Here is a 15,302-nt window from a genome sequence, read left to right as displayed (position 1 = left end):
GCGGACGGGACGTCCTATTTGTAGCGAGGAGAAACTAGGAGGAATGCTGGTCTTTTCGGCGTCGCCGAAGGGACACTAGGCGATTCATTGGATTCGCTGTGCACGACCCGGTGGGTGCTCCCGGCCGACCTAGGGTGGCCGGCGTGGACGTCTCCGGCGGGCATGTCGCCTTCTTCGGTTTTCCGGGCTTCGGTCACCTCCGGCCGACGCTGCCCGTCGTGCGCGAGCTGCTTTCGCGCGGGCACGACGTGTCGTACGTGGTCGCCGAGCGGTTCGCCGGCGTGGTCGCGGAGACCGGTGCGACGGTGGTGCCCTACCCGTCCGCCTTCCCGGAGTCGATGCCGGACGTGCACACCGCCGACGACCTCGCCGAGGTCCTCGCGCACTACCTCGACGAGGCCTACGCCCCGCTCACCACCGCCTGGGCGGCGTTCGCGGACCGCCCGGTGGACCTCGTGGTCCAGGACGTGCTGAGCACCGACGTCGGCGGTTTGGTCGCGCGGCGCGCCGGCTGCGGCGTCGTGCGCCTGTTCGCCGGGTTCGGCGGCAACGACGAGGTTCCCCTCAACGGCAGCGAGACCGAGCTCGACGGCCCGCCGCTCGACCCCGCCCACCCCGTGCTGGCGGCGTGCGGCGAGCGCATCACGGCGTTGCTCGCGAGGGCCGGCCTGGACACCCCGCCGGAGTTCCCGCCCGGCGGCGGGGACGTCGTGGCGAACCTCGTGTTCGTGCCCCGCGCCTTCCAGCCCCGCCCGGAGTGCTTCGGCGACGAGTTCGTGTTCGTCGGCCCGACCGGCGACGACGGCGCGGCCGCGGACAGCTGGGCCGCGCCCGGCGGCGACGTCCCGGTCGTGCTGGTGTCGCTGGGCACCTCCTCCAACAGCAACCCGGGGTTCTTCACCGCCTGCGGGCAGGCGTTCGCGGGCACCGGCTGGCGGGTCGTGATGACCACCGCCGGGCACGTCGGCGACGACGTCGCGGCGGCCATGCCCGACAACGTCGAGCTGCACTCCTGGCTCGACCACCGCGCGGTCCTCCCGCACACCGACGTCGTCGTCTGCCAGGCCGGGACGGGCTCCCTGATGGACGCGTTCGGCCACGGCGTCCCCGTGGTCGCCGTCCCGCAGCGCCCGGAAGCGCGGGTGACGGCCCGGCAGGTCGAGCGGCTGGGCCTGGGCCGGGCGCTGCTCGACGACGTGACCGGGGACGACGTCCGCGACGCCGTCCTGGCCGTCGCCGCCGACGCCGCCGTGGCGGCCGAGGTCGCCCGGATGCGGGCCGCCATCGCGGCGTCCGGGGGCGCGAAACGGGCGGCGGACGTGCTCGAACGCGCCGTGCGAGCCACCCATGGAGAGCGGGCATGAGCGACGACGACAAGCTGCGCGGGTACCTCAAGAAGGTCACCGCGGACCTGTACCGGACGCGCGAGCGGCTGCGCGACGCGGAGGACCGGGAGCACGAGCCCATCGCGATCGTGGCGATGAGCTGCCGCTACCCGGGCGGCGTCCGCTCGCCGGAGGACCTCTGGGACGTCGTGGCCTCGGGCCGCGACGCGATCTCGGGGTTCCCCGTCAACCGCGGCTGGGACCTCGACGCGCTCTACGACCCCGACCCGGAGCGCGCCGGGAAGATCTACACCCGACAGGGCGGCTTCCTGCACGACGCGGACCGGTTCGACCCGGAGTTCTTCGGCATCTCCCCGCGCGAGGCGCAGACGATCGACCCGCAGCAGCGGCTGCTGCTCGAAACGGCCTGGGAGGCCTTCGAACGCGGCGGCATCGACCCGGCGTCGCTGCGCGGCAGCAGCACCGGCGTGTTCGCCGGGGTGATGTACAACGACTACGCCACGCGCCTGACCGACCTGCCCGCGAGCCTCGAAGGCTATGTGGGCAACGGAAGCGCGGCCAGCATCGCCTCCGGCCGGGTGGCCTACACCTTCGGGCTCGAAGGCCCGGCGGTCACCGTCGACACGGCGTGCTCGTCGTCGCTCGTCGCGCTGCACTGGGCCGCGCAGGCGCTGCGGCGCGGCGACTGCTCGCTGGCGCTGGCCGGCGGCGTCGCGGTGATGTCGACGCCGGTGACGTTCATCGGGTTCAGCCGGCAGCGCGGCCTTTCCCCGGACGGCCGGTGCCGCTCCTACGCCGACGCCGCCGACGGCACGGGCTGGGGCGAAGGGGCCGGTTTCCTGCTCCTGGAAAGGCTTTCCGACGCGCGCCGCAACGGCCACCCGGTGCTCGCGGTGGTGCGCGGCTCGGCCGTCAACTCCGACGGCGCGAGCAGCGGGCTCACCGCGCCGAACGGGCCTTCGCAGCAGCGCGTCATCCGCGCCGCGCTCGCCGACGCCGGGCTGAGCGCCGCGGACGTCGACGTCGTCGAGGGCCACGGCACCGGGACCACGCTGGGCGACCCGATCGAGGCGCAGGCGCTGCTGGCGACGTACGGCCGGGAACGCGCCGGCGGGGCACCGCTGTGGCTGGGCTCCGCGAAGTCGAACTTCGGGCACACCCAGGCCGCGGCCGGGGTCGGTGGCGTGATCAAGATGGTCATGGCGCTGCGCAACGAGCTGCTGCCGCGCACCCTGCACGCCGAGGTTCCGTCGTCCAAAGTGGACTGGGACGCCGGCGAGGTCGAGCTGCTGCGGGAGGCCGTCGCGTGGCCGGCGGGTGAGCGGCCGCGCCGCGCCGGGGTCTCGTCCTTCGGGGTGAGCGGCACCAACGCGCACACGATCATCGAGCAGGCACCCGTCCTCGAACCCGCTGAGCCAGGTGGGCCGGCGGGGCTGGTCCCCGCGGTGTTGTCGGCGAAGAGCCCGGAAGCCTTGCGTGAGCAGGCGGCCCGGTTGCTGTCGCAGGTGGACGGACACCGGCCGGTCGACATCGCCTATTCGCTGGCCACCACACGGGCGGCGTTCGAGCACCGGGCCGTCGTGCTGGCGGAGACCGCCGAGGAACTGCGGGAGGGTCTCGCCGAGCTGGCGTCCGTCGGCGAAACCACCCCGGGCAAGACGGCTTACGTGTTCGCCGGCCAGGGAGCGCAGCAGCCGGGCATGGGCCGCGAGCTGTACGCGGCCTTCCCCGTCTTCGCCGAAGCCTTCGACGAGGTCTGCGCGGGCTTCGCCGGGCTGCGCGAGCTGATCTTCGAGGGCGGCGACCTGGACCGCACCGAGGTGACCCAGCCCGCCCTGTTCGCCGTGGAGGTCGCGCTCCACCGGCTGCTCGTCTCCTGGGGCCTGACCCCGGACTTCGTCATGGGCCACTCGATCGGCGAGCTGGCCGCGGCGCACGTCGCCGGGGTGTTCTCGCTGGCCGACGCGTGCCGCCTGGTCGCGGCGCGGGCGCGGCTCATGCAGTCGGTGCCCGAGGCCGGCGCGATGGCCGCCCTGCGCGCCACCGAGGAGCAGGTCCGGCCGCTGCTGGGCGAGCGGGTCGCCCTCGCGGCGGTCAACGGGCCCGAGTCCGTGGTCGTCTCCGGTGACGTCGACGCCGTCGAGGAGATCGCCGCGCGGTTCGCCGGGTCCAAGCGGCTGCGGGTCAGCCACGCCTTCCACTCGCCGCACATGGACCCGATCCTGGACGCGTTCCGTGCGGTCGCCGAGACCGTTTCCTATGCGGAGCCGAAGATTCCCGTCGTGTCCAACGTGACCGGCGAGCCGTCGGACGTCGCGTCCGCGGCGTACTGGGTCGAGCACGTCCGCGCCACCGTCCGGTTCCACGACGGCATGCGCTGGCTCGCCGAGCACCGGGTGACCCGGTTCGTCACGCCCGGACCCGGCGGTGCGGCCGCCGCGATGGCGGGGGACTGCGTGCCGGACGCGGTCGTGGTGCCGGTGCTGCGCCGGGACCGGGACGAGGTGCGCACCTTCACCGAAGCCGTCGGACGGATGCACATCGCCGGGTTCTCCCCGGACTGGGCGGCCGTGTTCGCCGGCCGCGGCGGGCGCGTCGTCGACCTGCCGACGTACGCCTTCCAGCGGGAGCGCTACTGGCTGGACGGGCAGCGCGCCGTCAAGCCGGCCGGTGCCCTGTACCGCGTCGAGCGAGTCCCGGCGACCGCCACCAGCCCGGCCGTCGACTGGCACGCCTTGGGCTCCGATGTCCCGCCGGTGGTCTACTTCCGGTGCGAGGCCGAGGGTGACGTCGTCGAAGCCGCCCACCGCTTGGCGCGGGAAGCCCTGGAAGTGCTGCGGACCTGGCTGACCGACGACCGTTATGCGAACTCCAAGCTCGTCTTCGTCACCCGCGGGCTCGCCGGTGCCGCGGTGCGGGGCCTGGTCCGCTCCGCGCAGGCCGAGCACCCCGGCCGGTTCGTCCTGGCCGACGCTGCCGAACTGCCCGCCGCGTTCGCCGTCGAAGAGCCGGAAGCCACCTACGCCGACGGCGAAGTCACCGTCCCGCGGCTCGTCGAGTCCACTTCGGACGGAGTCGGCCGCCTCGAAGGCACCGTGCTCGTCACCGGCGGGGCCGGCTCGCTCGGCGGCGAACTCGCCCGCCACCTGGTGCGCGCTCACGACGTCCGCCGGCTCGTTCTCGCTAGCCGCCGTGGAGCGAATTCGCCTGGTGCGCAAGAGCTTCAGGCCGAGCTGGCGGCCGAAGGCGCCGACGTGGTGCTGGCCGCCTGCGACGTCGCCGACCGGGAAGCACTGGCCGGGCTGCTCGGCGAGATCGGCCCGCTGAGCGCGGTGGTGCACGCGGCCGGGGTGCTCGACGACGGCGTCGTCTCCTCGCTGACGCCCGAGCGCCTCGACGCCGTCCTGCGGCCCAAGCTCGACGCGGCCTGGCACCTGCACGAACTCACCGAAGGACTGTCCGCGTTCGTCCTGTTCTCCTCCGCCGCCGGGGTTCTCGGGGGCGCCGGGCAGGGCAACTACGCGGCGGGCAACACCTTCCTCGACGCGCTCGCCGAGCACCGGCGGGCGAACGGGCTGCCCGCGGTGTCGCTGGCCTGGGGTCCCTGGGTCCCGGACGGCGGGATGACCGGGCAGCTGACCGACTCCGACGTCGCCCGCATGCGCCAGGGCGGCATCCGGCCGCTGCCCGCCGGCGACGCGCTGCGCCTGTTCGACCGCGCGATCGCCGGACCCGACGCGGTGGTGGTGCCGATCGACTTCGCCGTCGACGACCTGGACCACACCCGGCCGCTGCTCGCCGGGCTCACCGGGAAACGCGGCGGCACACCGGCCGGCCTGACCGGGCTGCCCGCCGCCCTCGACCTCGTCCGCGCCCAGGTGGCCGCCGTGCTCGGGCACGCGTCGACGGCGACCGTGCGCGCGGACCGGCCGTTCGCCGACCTCGGCTTCGACTCGCTGACCGCGGTCGAGCTGCGCAACGCCCTCGGCCGCGAGACCGGCCTGACCCTGCCTTCGACGATCGTCTTCGACCACCCGACCCCGCGTGCGCTGGCCGAGCACCTGCTCGGCGCGGCCGACCTCGTCCCCGCCGGGTCGACGCGCACGAGCGCCGACGAGCCGATCGCGATCGTGGCGATGAGCTGCCGCTTCCCCGGCGGGGTCAGCACGCCCGAGCAGCTGTGGGAGCTCCTCGAAGCCGGGCGCGACGTCATCTCGCCGTTCCCCGGCGACCGCGGCTGGGACCTCGACACGCTCTACCACCCGGACCCCGACCACCCCGGCACCTGCTACACCCGCGAAGGCGGCTTCCTCGCCGACGCGGCCGGGTTCGACCCGGAGTTCTTCGAGGTTTCGCCGCGCGAAGCCGTCGCCATGGACCCGCAGCAGCGGCTGCTGCTGGAGACCGCCTGGGAGGCCTTCGAGCGCGCCGGGATCGACCCGTCGGCGCTGCGCGGCAGCCGCACCGGTGTCTTCGCCGGGACCAACGGCCAGGACTATTCGACCCTGCTGCGGGACTCGGCCGACGACGTCGCCGGGCACCTCGGCACCGGCAACGCGGCGAGCGTGCTGTCCGGCCGGGTCTCCTACACCTTCGGGCTCGAAGGCCCGGCGGTCACCGTCGACACGGCGTGTTCGTCCTCGCTGGTCGCGCTGCACCTCGCGGCGCAGTCGCTGCGGTCCGGCGAGTGCTCGCTGGCGCTGGCCGGCGGGGTCACCGTGATGTCCACGCCCGCCGGGTTCGTGGAGTTCAGCCGGCAGCGCGGGCTCGCCGAGGACGGCCGCTGCAAGGCCTTCGGCGACGCCGCCGACGGCACCGGCTGGTCCGAAGGCGCCGGGATCCTGCTGCTGGAACGGCTTTCCGACGCGCAGCGCAACGGCCGTCGGGTGCTGGCGGTGCTGCGCGGCTCGGCGGTCAACCAGGACGGCTCGAGCAACGGGCTCACCGCCCCGAACGGCCCTTCGCAGCAACGCGTCATCCTCGCCGCCCTCGCCGACGCCGGGCTGGCGCCGTCCGAGGTGGACGCCGTCGAGGCGCACGGCACCGGCACGCGGCTCGGCGACCCGATCGAAGCCCAGGCGCTGCTCGCCACCTACGGGCAGGACCGCGAGCGGCCCCTGTGGCTCGGCGCGGTCAAGTCGAACCTCGGGCACACCCAGGCCGCCGCCGGGGTGGCCGGCGTGCTCAAGATGGTCCTCTCCCTGAACCACGAGGTGCTGCCGCGGACGCTGCACGCCGACGTCCCTTCGGAGCGGGTCGACTGGACCGCCGGGCACGTCCGGCTGCTCACCGAGCCGGTCGCCTGGCCCTCGGTGGACCGGCCACGCCGGGCGGCGGTGTCCGCGTTCGGCTTCAGCGGGACCAACGCGCACGTCGTGCTGGAACAGGCGCCCGCCCACGTCACGTCCACTGTGGACGAAACGCCGTCGCTGCTCTGGCCGCTGTCCGGCCACACCGAAGCGGCGTTGACCGCGCAGGCCGCCGCGGTGCTTCCGGTGGCGGCGCACGACATCGGCTCCGCGCTGGCCGCCCGGACCGCGTTCGACCACCGGGCCGTCGTCCTGGCACCCGACCGCGACACCGCGGTGGCGAACCTGCGGCTGCTCGCCGAAGGCGGCGAAGGCCCCGGCGTCGTGCGCGGCCGCGTCTCCGACGAGGGCCGGTCGGCGTTCCTCTTCACCGGCCAGGGCGCCCAGCGCGCGGGCATGGGACTCGCTCTGCGCGAGAAGTTCCCGGTGTTCGCCGACGCCTTCGACGCGGCCTGCGCGCGGTTCGACCTGCCGCTGCGCGAGGTGATCGCCGAGGGTGGCGATCGGCTCGACCAGACGCGCTTCGCCCAGCCCGCCCTGTTCGCGGTCGAGGTGGCGCTGTTCCGCCTGCTGGAGTCGTGGGGATTGACCCCGGACTTCGTCATGGGCCACTCGATCGGTGAGCTCGCGGCCGCCCACGTGGCCGGCGTCCTGAGCCTCGGCGACGCCTGCACGCTGGTCGCCGCGCGCGGCCGGCTCATGCAGGAGCTGCCCGCGACCGGCGCGATGGTGGCCGTGCGGGCGACCGAGGACGAGGTCCGGCCGCTGCTCACCGCGTCGGCCGGGATCGCCGCCGTCAACGGGCCCGCGTCGGTCGTCGTGTCCGGCGTCGAAGAGGACGTCCTCGGCATCGCCGCGCACTTCACGCGGCTGGGCCGGGAAACGAAGCGGCTGCGCACGAGCCACGCCTTCCACTCCCCGCTGATGGACCCGATGCTCACGCGGTTCCGCGAGGTCGCGGCCGGACTGTCCTACCAGGACCCGAAGATCGGGCTGGTCTCGAACCTCACCGGCCGGCTCGTCACCGCCACCGGACCCGAGCACTGGGTCCGGCACGTGCGCGACGCCGTCCGGTTCGCCGACGGCGTCGGCGGGCTGGCGTCCCAGGGCGTCACCCGGTTCGTGGAGCTGGGGCCGGACGCCGTGCTCGCCGCCATGGTCGGGGACTGCGTGGACCGGCCCGTGTTCGTCACCGCCACCCAGCGGCGCAAGCGCCCCGACGTCGAGGCCGTGCTGACCGCCGTGGCCGAGGCCCACGTCCACGGCTTCTCCCCGGACTGGACGACGCTGGTCCCGGCCGGCGAGCGGGCCGAGCTGCCGACCTACTCCTTCCAGCGCCGCCGGTTCTGGCCCGCGGGCGCGGGCCGCTCCGGCGACGTCGCGACCGCGGGGCTGGCCGCCAGCCCCCACCCGCTGCTCGGCGCGACCGCCGAGCTGGCCGGGTCCGCCGGGTTCCTCGGCACCGGCCGGCTTTCCCTGCGGACGCACCCCTGGCTCGCCGACCACGGCATCGGCGGCTCGGTGCTCTTCCCCGGGACGGCGTTCGTCGAGCTCGCCGTCGACGCGGGCGACCGCGCCGGCCGCCCGCAGCTCGAGGAACTGACGCTCGGGGCGCCGCTGGTGCTGCCCGCGACCGGCGGGGTCGCACTCCAGGTCCTCACCGGCGCGCCGGACGAGTCCGGGGCGTGCTCGCTGACCATCCACTCGCGCGCCGAGGACGCGGCCCCCGACAGCCCGTGGACGCTGCACGCGAGCGGCGTGCTGACCCCGGCGGTCCCGGCGCGCGGCGACGACCTCACCGAGTGGCCGCCCCCGGGCGCGGAAACCGTGGACACCGAAGGACTTTACGACCGGCTCGCGGACAGCGGGTTCGGCTACGGGCCGGTCTTCCAGGGCCTGCGCCGGGCCTGGCGGCACGGCGAGGACGTCTACGCCGAGGTCGAGCTCCCCGAGAACGCGGACGCGTCGGCGTTCGGGCTGCACCCGGCGCTGCTCGACGCGGTCCTGCACGCGGCGGCGTTCCTGCCGTTCGCCCCGGCTCCGAACGGCCGGCTGCCGTTCTCCTGGCGCGGGGTGTCGCTGCACGCCGAAGGGGCGCGTGGCCTGCGGGTTCGGCTCACCAAGACCGGCGCCGAGTCCCTCGCGATCACGATCGCCGACTCCGCCGGCCGGGCCGTCGCGACCGTGGAGTCCCTGGCCCTGCGGGAGTTCTCGCCGGACCAGCTCGTGGCCCGGCCGGACGCGCTGTACCGGCTCACCTGGCCCGTCCACGACAGCGACCTCGCCGGGCCGTCCTGGGCGGTCGTCGACTCGCTCGCCGACGTCACCGAGGTCCCGGACGTCGTCGTGCTGCCCTTCGCGACGCGGCCGGTGCGGGAGGCGACGCACGACGCGCTCGCGCTCGTCCAGACCTGGCTCGCCGAAGACCGCTTCGCCGCGGCGAAGCTCGCGCTGCTGACCTCCGGCGCCGTCGTCACCGAAGAGGGCGACGGGACGGCCGATCCCGCCCTCGCGGCGGTCTGGGGCCTGGTGCGCTCGGCGCAGTCGGAGCACCCCGGCCGGTTCGTGCTGGTGGACTCCGACGGCTCGGCCGAGCCCGCCACCGCGCTGGCGGCGGGGGAGAACCAGGTCGCGGTCCGGGCGGGCGTGGCGCGGGTGGCGCGGCTGGCGAAGGAATCCGACGCGCTCACCGTCCCGGCCGGCGACTGGCGGCTCGACATCGCCGAGCGCGGCACCCTCGACGGACTGACCGTCGTGCCCTGCCCCGAGTTCGCCGGGCCGGTCGCGCCGGGCGCGGTGCGGATCTCCGTGCGCGCGGCCGGCGTGAACTTCCGGGACGTGCTCAACACCCTCGGCATGTACCCGGGCCCGGCCACCGCACCGGGGCTGGAGGGCGCCGGGGTCGTGACGGCCGTGGGAGACGGCGTCACCCGGTTCGCGCCGGGCGACCGCGTGATGGGCATGTTCGGCGGCGCGTTCGGGCCGGTGGCGGAGGTCGACGAGCGGATGCTCTGCCGGCTGCCGGCCGGGATGTCGTTCGCGCAGGGCGCTTCGGTGCCGGTGGTGTTCCTGACCGCGCTCTACGCCCTGACCGACCTGGGCGACCTGCGGGCGGGCGAGAGCGTGCTGGTGCACGCGGCGGCGGGTGGCGTCGGCATGGCCGCGGTCCAGCTCGCGCGGCAGCTCGGCGCCGAGGTGTACGGCACCGCGAGCGCCGGGAAGTGGGACACGCTGCGGGCTTCGGGCCTCGCGGACGACCACATCGCGTCGTCGCGGACCCTCGACTTCGAGGCGGAGTTCCGCGCGGCGACCGGCGGGCGCGGCGTCGACGTCGTGCTCGACTCGCTCGCCGGCGACTTCGTGGACGCGTCGCTGCGGCTGCTGCCGCGGGGCGGCCGTTTCCTGGAGATGGGCAAGACCGACGTGCGCGACCCCGAGCGCGTCGCGGCGGACCACCCGGGCGTCCGCTACCAGGCGTTCGACCTGGTCGAAGCCGGGTACGACCGGATCCGCGAGCTGTTCGACCGGCTGCTGGAGTGGTTCGAGGCCGGGGTGCTGACCCCGATCCCGGTGACCACCTGGGACGTCCGGCGCGCGCCCGCGGCGTTCCGGCACGTGAGCCAGGCCAAGCACGTCGGCAAGGTCGTGCTGACCGTGCCCGCGCCGCTCGACCCCGGCGGCACCGTGCTCATCACCGGCGGCACCGGCGGACTCGGCCGCCTGCTGGCCCGGCACCTCGCGGAGTCCGGCGTCCGGCACCTGCTGCTGGCGAGCCGTCGCGGTCCGGCGGCCGAGGGCGTCGACGAACTGCGGGCCGAGCTGTCCTCGCTCGGAGCCGAGACTTCGGTCGTGGCGTGCGACGCGGCCGACCGGGAAGCGCTGGCGAAGCTGCTGGCCGACGTGCCGGTGGAGCACCCGCTGACCGCCGTGGTGCACGCGGCCGGGGTGCTCGACGACGGGCTCGTCGAAGCGCTCACCCCCGAGCGGCTGGACGCCGTGCTGCGGCCCAAGGTGGCCGCGGCGGCCAACCTGGACGAGCTGACCCGGGACCTCGATTTGTCCGCGTTCGTCCTGTTCTCGTCGGCGGCGGGCGTGCTCGGGGCGCCCGGGCAGAGCAACTACGCGGCGGCAAACGCTTTCCTGGACGGGCTGGCCCGGCACCGGCGTTCGGCGGGACTGCCCGCGCTGGCGCTGGCCTGGGGCCCGTGGCTGCCGACCGGCGGCATGACGGCCGCGCTGTCCGACGCCGACGTGCGCCGCATGGCGCGGTCCGGGCTGCCGCCGCTGCCCGCGGACCAGGGCCTGGCGCTGTTCGACGCGGCGCTGGGCGCGCCCGACGCGGTGCTGGTGCCGATGCTGGTCGACGCGCGCGTGCTGGGCTCGGCGGACGTCCCGGAGCAGCTGCGCGCAGTGGTCCGGACCGCCGCGCGGCGCCGGACGGCCGGCGGGTCCCCGCAGGCGGGTCCCGACCTGCGGCAGCGGCTGGCCGGAACGTCCGGCGAGGACCGGCGGCAGGCGCTGCTGGACCTGGTCTGCGCGCAGGTGGGCGCGGTGCTGGGCTATGGCGGCGGCGAGGCCGTCAACCCGCTGAGGGTGTTCAAGGAGCTGGGTTTCGACTCGCTGACCGCGGTGGAGCTGCGCAACCGGCTCAGCGCGGCGAGCGGGATCCGCTTGCCGGCGACGCTGATCTTCGACTACCCGACCCCGGCGGCGCTGGCCGGGTACGTGGGCGAGGAACTGTTCCCGGACGACGCCGGCGAGGCGGACGACGAACGGGAGATCCGCGCGGCGCTGGCTTCGATCCCGGTCGCGCGCTTCCGCGAGGCCGGGCTACTGGACGCGCTGCTGAAGCTGAGCGGGCGCGAGCCGGCCGTCGTGGCCGACCCCGAGGACGACGAACTGGGCGACCTGGACGTCGACGACCTCGTGCGGATGGCGCTCGGCCCGGACGAGGCCTGAAACGGCGAGCGGCCGCCCTGGTGACCCCCCGACCGGGACACCAGGGCGGCCGTTTCGCGCCCCTGGAACTGTTTTCAGGAAATGAAGAATCGACGCCGTCCCGCGGCCGTCGTTTTCCGCGACGTGGCACTGCGGACGAAGAACAGCAGACCCACGACGATGGTGACGCCGCCGCCGATCACGCCGATGGTGTGCTCGCCCGCGTTGATGATGATCGCGACCCCGCCCGCGACCAGGATCAGCCCCATGACGAGGGAAACGAACGGACGGCCGCCTTGTTCTTTGGCCATGGGAAACTCCTTGGAACGGTAGACGACGAAATTTCTTGTCATCGATTCAAGCACACGGCGATCAGCGTCGTGAGTCCTCGAAAGTCGTCTTCGGACCATCGAAAGTTGACATTCCCGAGTTGCCGGTCGCCCTGGGTACTGGGAAGATCACACCCGTACGGGGGTTGCAACTTTGGTTGTGGCGACAAGCCACCTTGTGCAGTAGCACGACAGCGGTGGCAGCGGGTTGACTCGTCCTCAAGCACTACAGCATCGAATACGGAGCAGGCGCGTGATCACAGCACGAGATCTGACGAAGCGATACGGGGACACGACGGCCGTCAACGGCCTGTCGTTCGACATCAAGCCCGGCGTCGTGACCGGTTTCCTCGGGCCCAACGGGGCGGGCAAGTCGACCACGATGCGGATGATCCTCGGCCTGGACGCCCCCAGCGGCGGCTCGGTCACGGTCAACGGCAAGGCCTACCGGGACCTGCCCGCGCCGATGCGGGAGGTCGGGGCGCTGCTCGACGCGAAGGCCGTCCACGGCGCCCGCACGGCGTACCGGCACCTGCAGTGGGTGGCGCAGGCCGGCGGCATCCCGCGCAAGCGGGTGGACGAGGTGCTCGACACCGTCGGTCTCACCGAGGTCGCCGGCAAGAAGGTCGGCAACTTCTCCCTCGGCATGTACCAGCGGCTCGGCATCGCGACCGCCCTCCTGGGCGACCCGCCGACGCTGCTGTTCGACGAGCCGGTCAACGGCCTCGACCCCGAGGGCATCTACTGGATCAGGACGCTGATGCAGGACCTCGCCGCCGAAGGGCGCACGGTCTTCGTCTCCAGCCACCTGATGAACGAGATGGAAGAGACCGCCGCGCACGTCATCGTGATCGGCCGCGGCGAGCTCATCGCCGACATGCCGATCGCCGACTTCACCCAGCGCAGCGCGCGCAGCCACGTCCACGTGGTCTCGCCGCAGGCCGCCGAGCTCGCCGAAGCCCTGGAGCGGGCGGGCGGCAAGGTGACGAAGCTGGACGACGGCTCGCTCAACGTCGTCGGCCTGGACTCGCCGGAGATCGGTGACCTCGCGCTGGAGCGCCGGCTCGGGCTGCACGAGCTCACGCCGGTCCGCGCGAGCCTCGAGGCCGCGTTCATGGATCTGACCAAGGACAGCGTGCAGTACCGCTCGCACAACGGCGCGGCGCCGGAGGAGCACAAGGTGCTCGAGACGGTGCGGGCGCTCGCGTCGGAAGGGACTGAGTAACGTGACGACCGCAACGGCTTCGCTGCCGGAAACGAAGACCTCGCCCGGCATCGGCAACACGCTCGCCGCGGAGTGGACCAAGCTCAGGTCGGTCCGGTCGACCTGGCTCGTCGTCATCGCCGCGGCGGTGGTCAGCGTCGGGTTCTCCGTGCTGTTCAGCTTCCTGACCGAGCAGGACTACAAGAACCTGCCCGCGGGCCAGACGGCGGACTTCGACTCGGCGGGTACCGCCATGGTCGGGATGAACCTCGGCCTGATCCTCATCTCGGTGCTCGGCGTGCTCGCCGTGTCCGGTGAGTACTCGACCGGGATGATGCGCCTCACGCTGGCCATCACCCCGCACCGCGGCCGGGTCCTGGTCTCGAAGGCCGTGGTCGTCGGGCTGCTGGCGTTCGTGCTCGGCACGCTGTTCGCGGCGGCGGCGTTCTTCATCGGCCAGCTGGTCCTCGGCATCAACCCGGCCATCCCGACGCTGGGCCTCGGCGGCCCGGGCGTGCTGCGCAGCCTGCTCGGCTGGGGCGCGGAGTTCGCGGCGTTCGCGCTGCTGGCGCTGGCGTTCGGCGTGATGATGCGCAGCGCGGCGGGCGCCATCGCGACGGCCATCGGCTTCATCTTCGCCCCGGCGATCCTCGGCGCGCTGCTGCCGGCGTGGGTCCAGCGCGACATCCTCGCGTACTTCCCGGCGTCGGCGGCGGAGCAGCTGAGCACGGCCCAGCTGAAGACGGACTCGGCGACGTACCTCGGTCCGCTGACCGGCGGCGGCACGCTGCTGACGTGGGTCGCGGTGGCGCTGGTGGTGGCGTTCTCCCTGATGGGCAAGCGCGACTCGGGCTGAGCGGTCTCCCGCGGCAAGAGGTCGTGAGTGGGAAACAGTGTTCTAACCCTGTTTCTCACTCACGACCTTTTGCCGCGCCGAGGATGCGGTCGGCGGCCGTGACCGCGCCGCCGCCTTCGTGCGTGTGGTCCCGCATGGCCCGCATGCGTGCGCCGATGCCTTCGTCGGCCGCCACTGCGAGGACCGCGTCGCGGATCGACTCCGGCGTCAGGTCCTCCCGGGGCAGGCGCACGCCGAGGCCCAGCTCCACCACCCGCTCGGTGTTGACCTCCTGCTCGCCGTGCATCGGCACCAGCACCAACGGGGTCCCGCAGTAGAACGCCTCCATGACGCTGCCCATACCCGCCGACGTCACGAACGCCGACGCGTGCCGCAGCACCGCCGGGTGCGGAACCCATGGCCGCGCCTCGACATTCGGCGGCAACGCGCCCAGCGAAGCCGGGTCCACGCCGCCACCCAGGGTCATCACCAGGTTCCACGGCAGGTCCGCGAAAGCGCTTGCGCACTGGCGGAAGAAGTCCGGCTGGTCGTTGAACGCCGACGTCCCCAGGGACACCAGGAGCACCGGGTTCCCGTTCGACGGCGGCTCCCAGCCCGTCAGCGGCCGCTGCGGGCCGAAGCACGGGCCGGTGAACGCGTGCCGCGCGTCGAACGTCTCGCCCGCGTACTGGAAGTCGCGGGGGATCAGGACGAGCTTGTGGTCGCGTCCGTCGTCAAGGAACTGTTCCGCCGTCTGTCCCGGCGCCTCGGCCGCCAGGAGGGCGTTCAGGTCGGCCAAGAAGTCATAGGGCTCTTCGTCCACTGTGGACTTTTCGGGGTAGCGGGCCACGTGCGCCGGCAGCGAATAGTGCTCGTTGGACGCGAAACACGCCGAGAGCTGGACGGTCGGGCACGCGACGTCGTGGGCGAGCACCCGGCCCGCGATCCACATGGTCGAGTCGAAGGCGAGCACGTCGGGCGGGTCGTCCGCCAGCAGCTTCCGGACGGGCTCCAGCGGCGCCAGGCAGCTGGACGCGCCGGTCAGCGCGGCCGCCAGGCGGTGCGAACCCGGGTCGTCGGCCGGTCCGTGGTAAACGAGCGGCTGGGCGCCGGTCGCCGCGATCCGGTCGGCGAAGGCGCTGCCTGTCGCCACCGTGACCCGGTGGCCCCGCCGGACCAGCTCGCCGACGACGTCCAGGACGGGGGTCACGTGCCCGTAACCGGGCAGGGTGCAGAGCACGACGTGTCGGGTCACCTGGCCATGCTCGCACCGCGCATTCTGGGATTTCGCCAGACGTCCCGCCGCTAGCCTCGGGCGCGAACCCTGGTGGAGGTGGGCGG

At 73.8% G+C, this 15,302-nt stretch carries 5 protein-coding genes and 1 pseudogene; 4 read left to right on the top strand and 2 right to left on the bottom strand.

All coding sequences use genetic code 11. The annotated features are described in order from the left end of the window. The first annotated feature begins 98 nt into the window (after positions 1-98). Positions 99-1,364 carry a macrolide family glycosyltransferase gene (locus tag ACZ7OU_RS40515; protein ID WP_470259336.1) on the top strand — a complete coding sequence of 422 codons (1,266 nt, stop codon included), beginning with the start codon at positions 99-101 and terminating at the stop codon, positions 1,362-1,364. Beyond that, positions 1,361-11,614 (top strand): annotated as a pseudogene (locus ACZ7OU_RS40510) (SDR family NAD(P)-dependent oxidoreductase); the annotation flags it as partial. The gene ACZ7OU_RS40515 and the pseudogene ACZ7OU_RS40510, both read left to right, overlap by 4 nt. A 74-nt stretch (positions 11,615-11,688) precedes the next feature. On the opposite strand, the gene ACZ7OU_RS40505 reads toward ACZ7OU_RS40510, so the two are convergent. Beyond that, the gene (locus ACZ7OU_RS40505) at positions 11,689-11,904 is read right to left on the bottom strand and encodes a hypothetical protein (protein WP_155545855.1); all 216 of its coding nucleotides are present in this window, start codon (positions 11,902-11,904) and stop codon (positions 11,689-11,691) included. Between the two features lie 271 nt (positions 11,905-12,175). Here ACZ7OU_RS40505 and ACZ7OU_RS40500 point away from each other — a divergent pair, with 271 nt between their 5' ends. Further along, complete coding sequence (locus ACZ7OU_RS40500) at positions 12,176-13,147, top strand: ABC transporter ATP-binding protein (RefSeq protein ID WP_470259335.1); 972 nt, start codon at positions 12,176-12,178, stop codon at positions 13,145-13,147. A 1-nt stretch (position 13,148) separates the two neighbouring features. Continuing rightward, complete coding sequence (locus ACZ7OU_RS40495; protein ID WP_470246056.1) at positions 13,149-13,982, top strand: ABC transporter permease; 834 nt, start codon at positions 13,149-13,151, stop codon at positions 13,980-13,982. 55 nt (positions 13,983-14,037) lie between these two features. On the opposite strand, the gene ACZ7OU_RS40490 is transcribed toward ACZ7OU_RS40495, so the two are convergent. Then, complete coding sequence (locus ACZ7OU_RS40490; RefSeq protein WP_470259334.1) at positions 14,038-15,216, bottom strand: macrolide family glycosyltransferase; 1,179 nt, start codon at positions 15,214-15,216, stop codon at positions 14,038-14,040. Positions 15,217-15,302 lie beyond the last annotated feature (86 nt).

Source organism: Amycolatopsis sp. NPDC114505 (genome assembly GCF_055633615.1).
The sequence above is the reverse complement of the archived record's forward strand: the minus strand, read 5'-3'. Positions and strand labels throughout refer to the sequence as shown.

Coding starts and splice junctions, on each gene's coding strand:
- ACZ7OU_RS40505 (WP_155545855.1), bottom strand. CDS start 11,904: ATGGCCAAAGAACAAGGCGGCCGTCCGTTCGTTTCCCTCGTCATGGGG.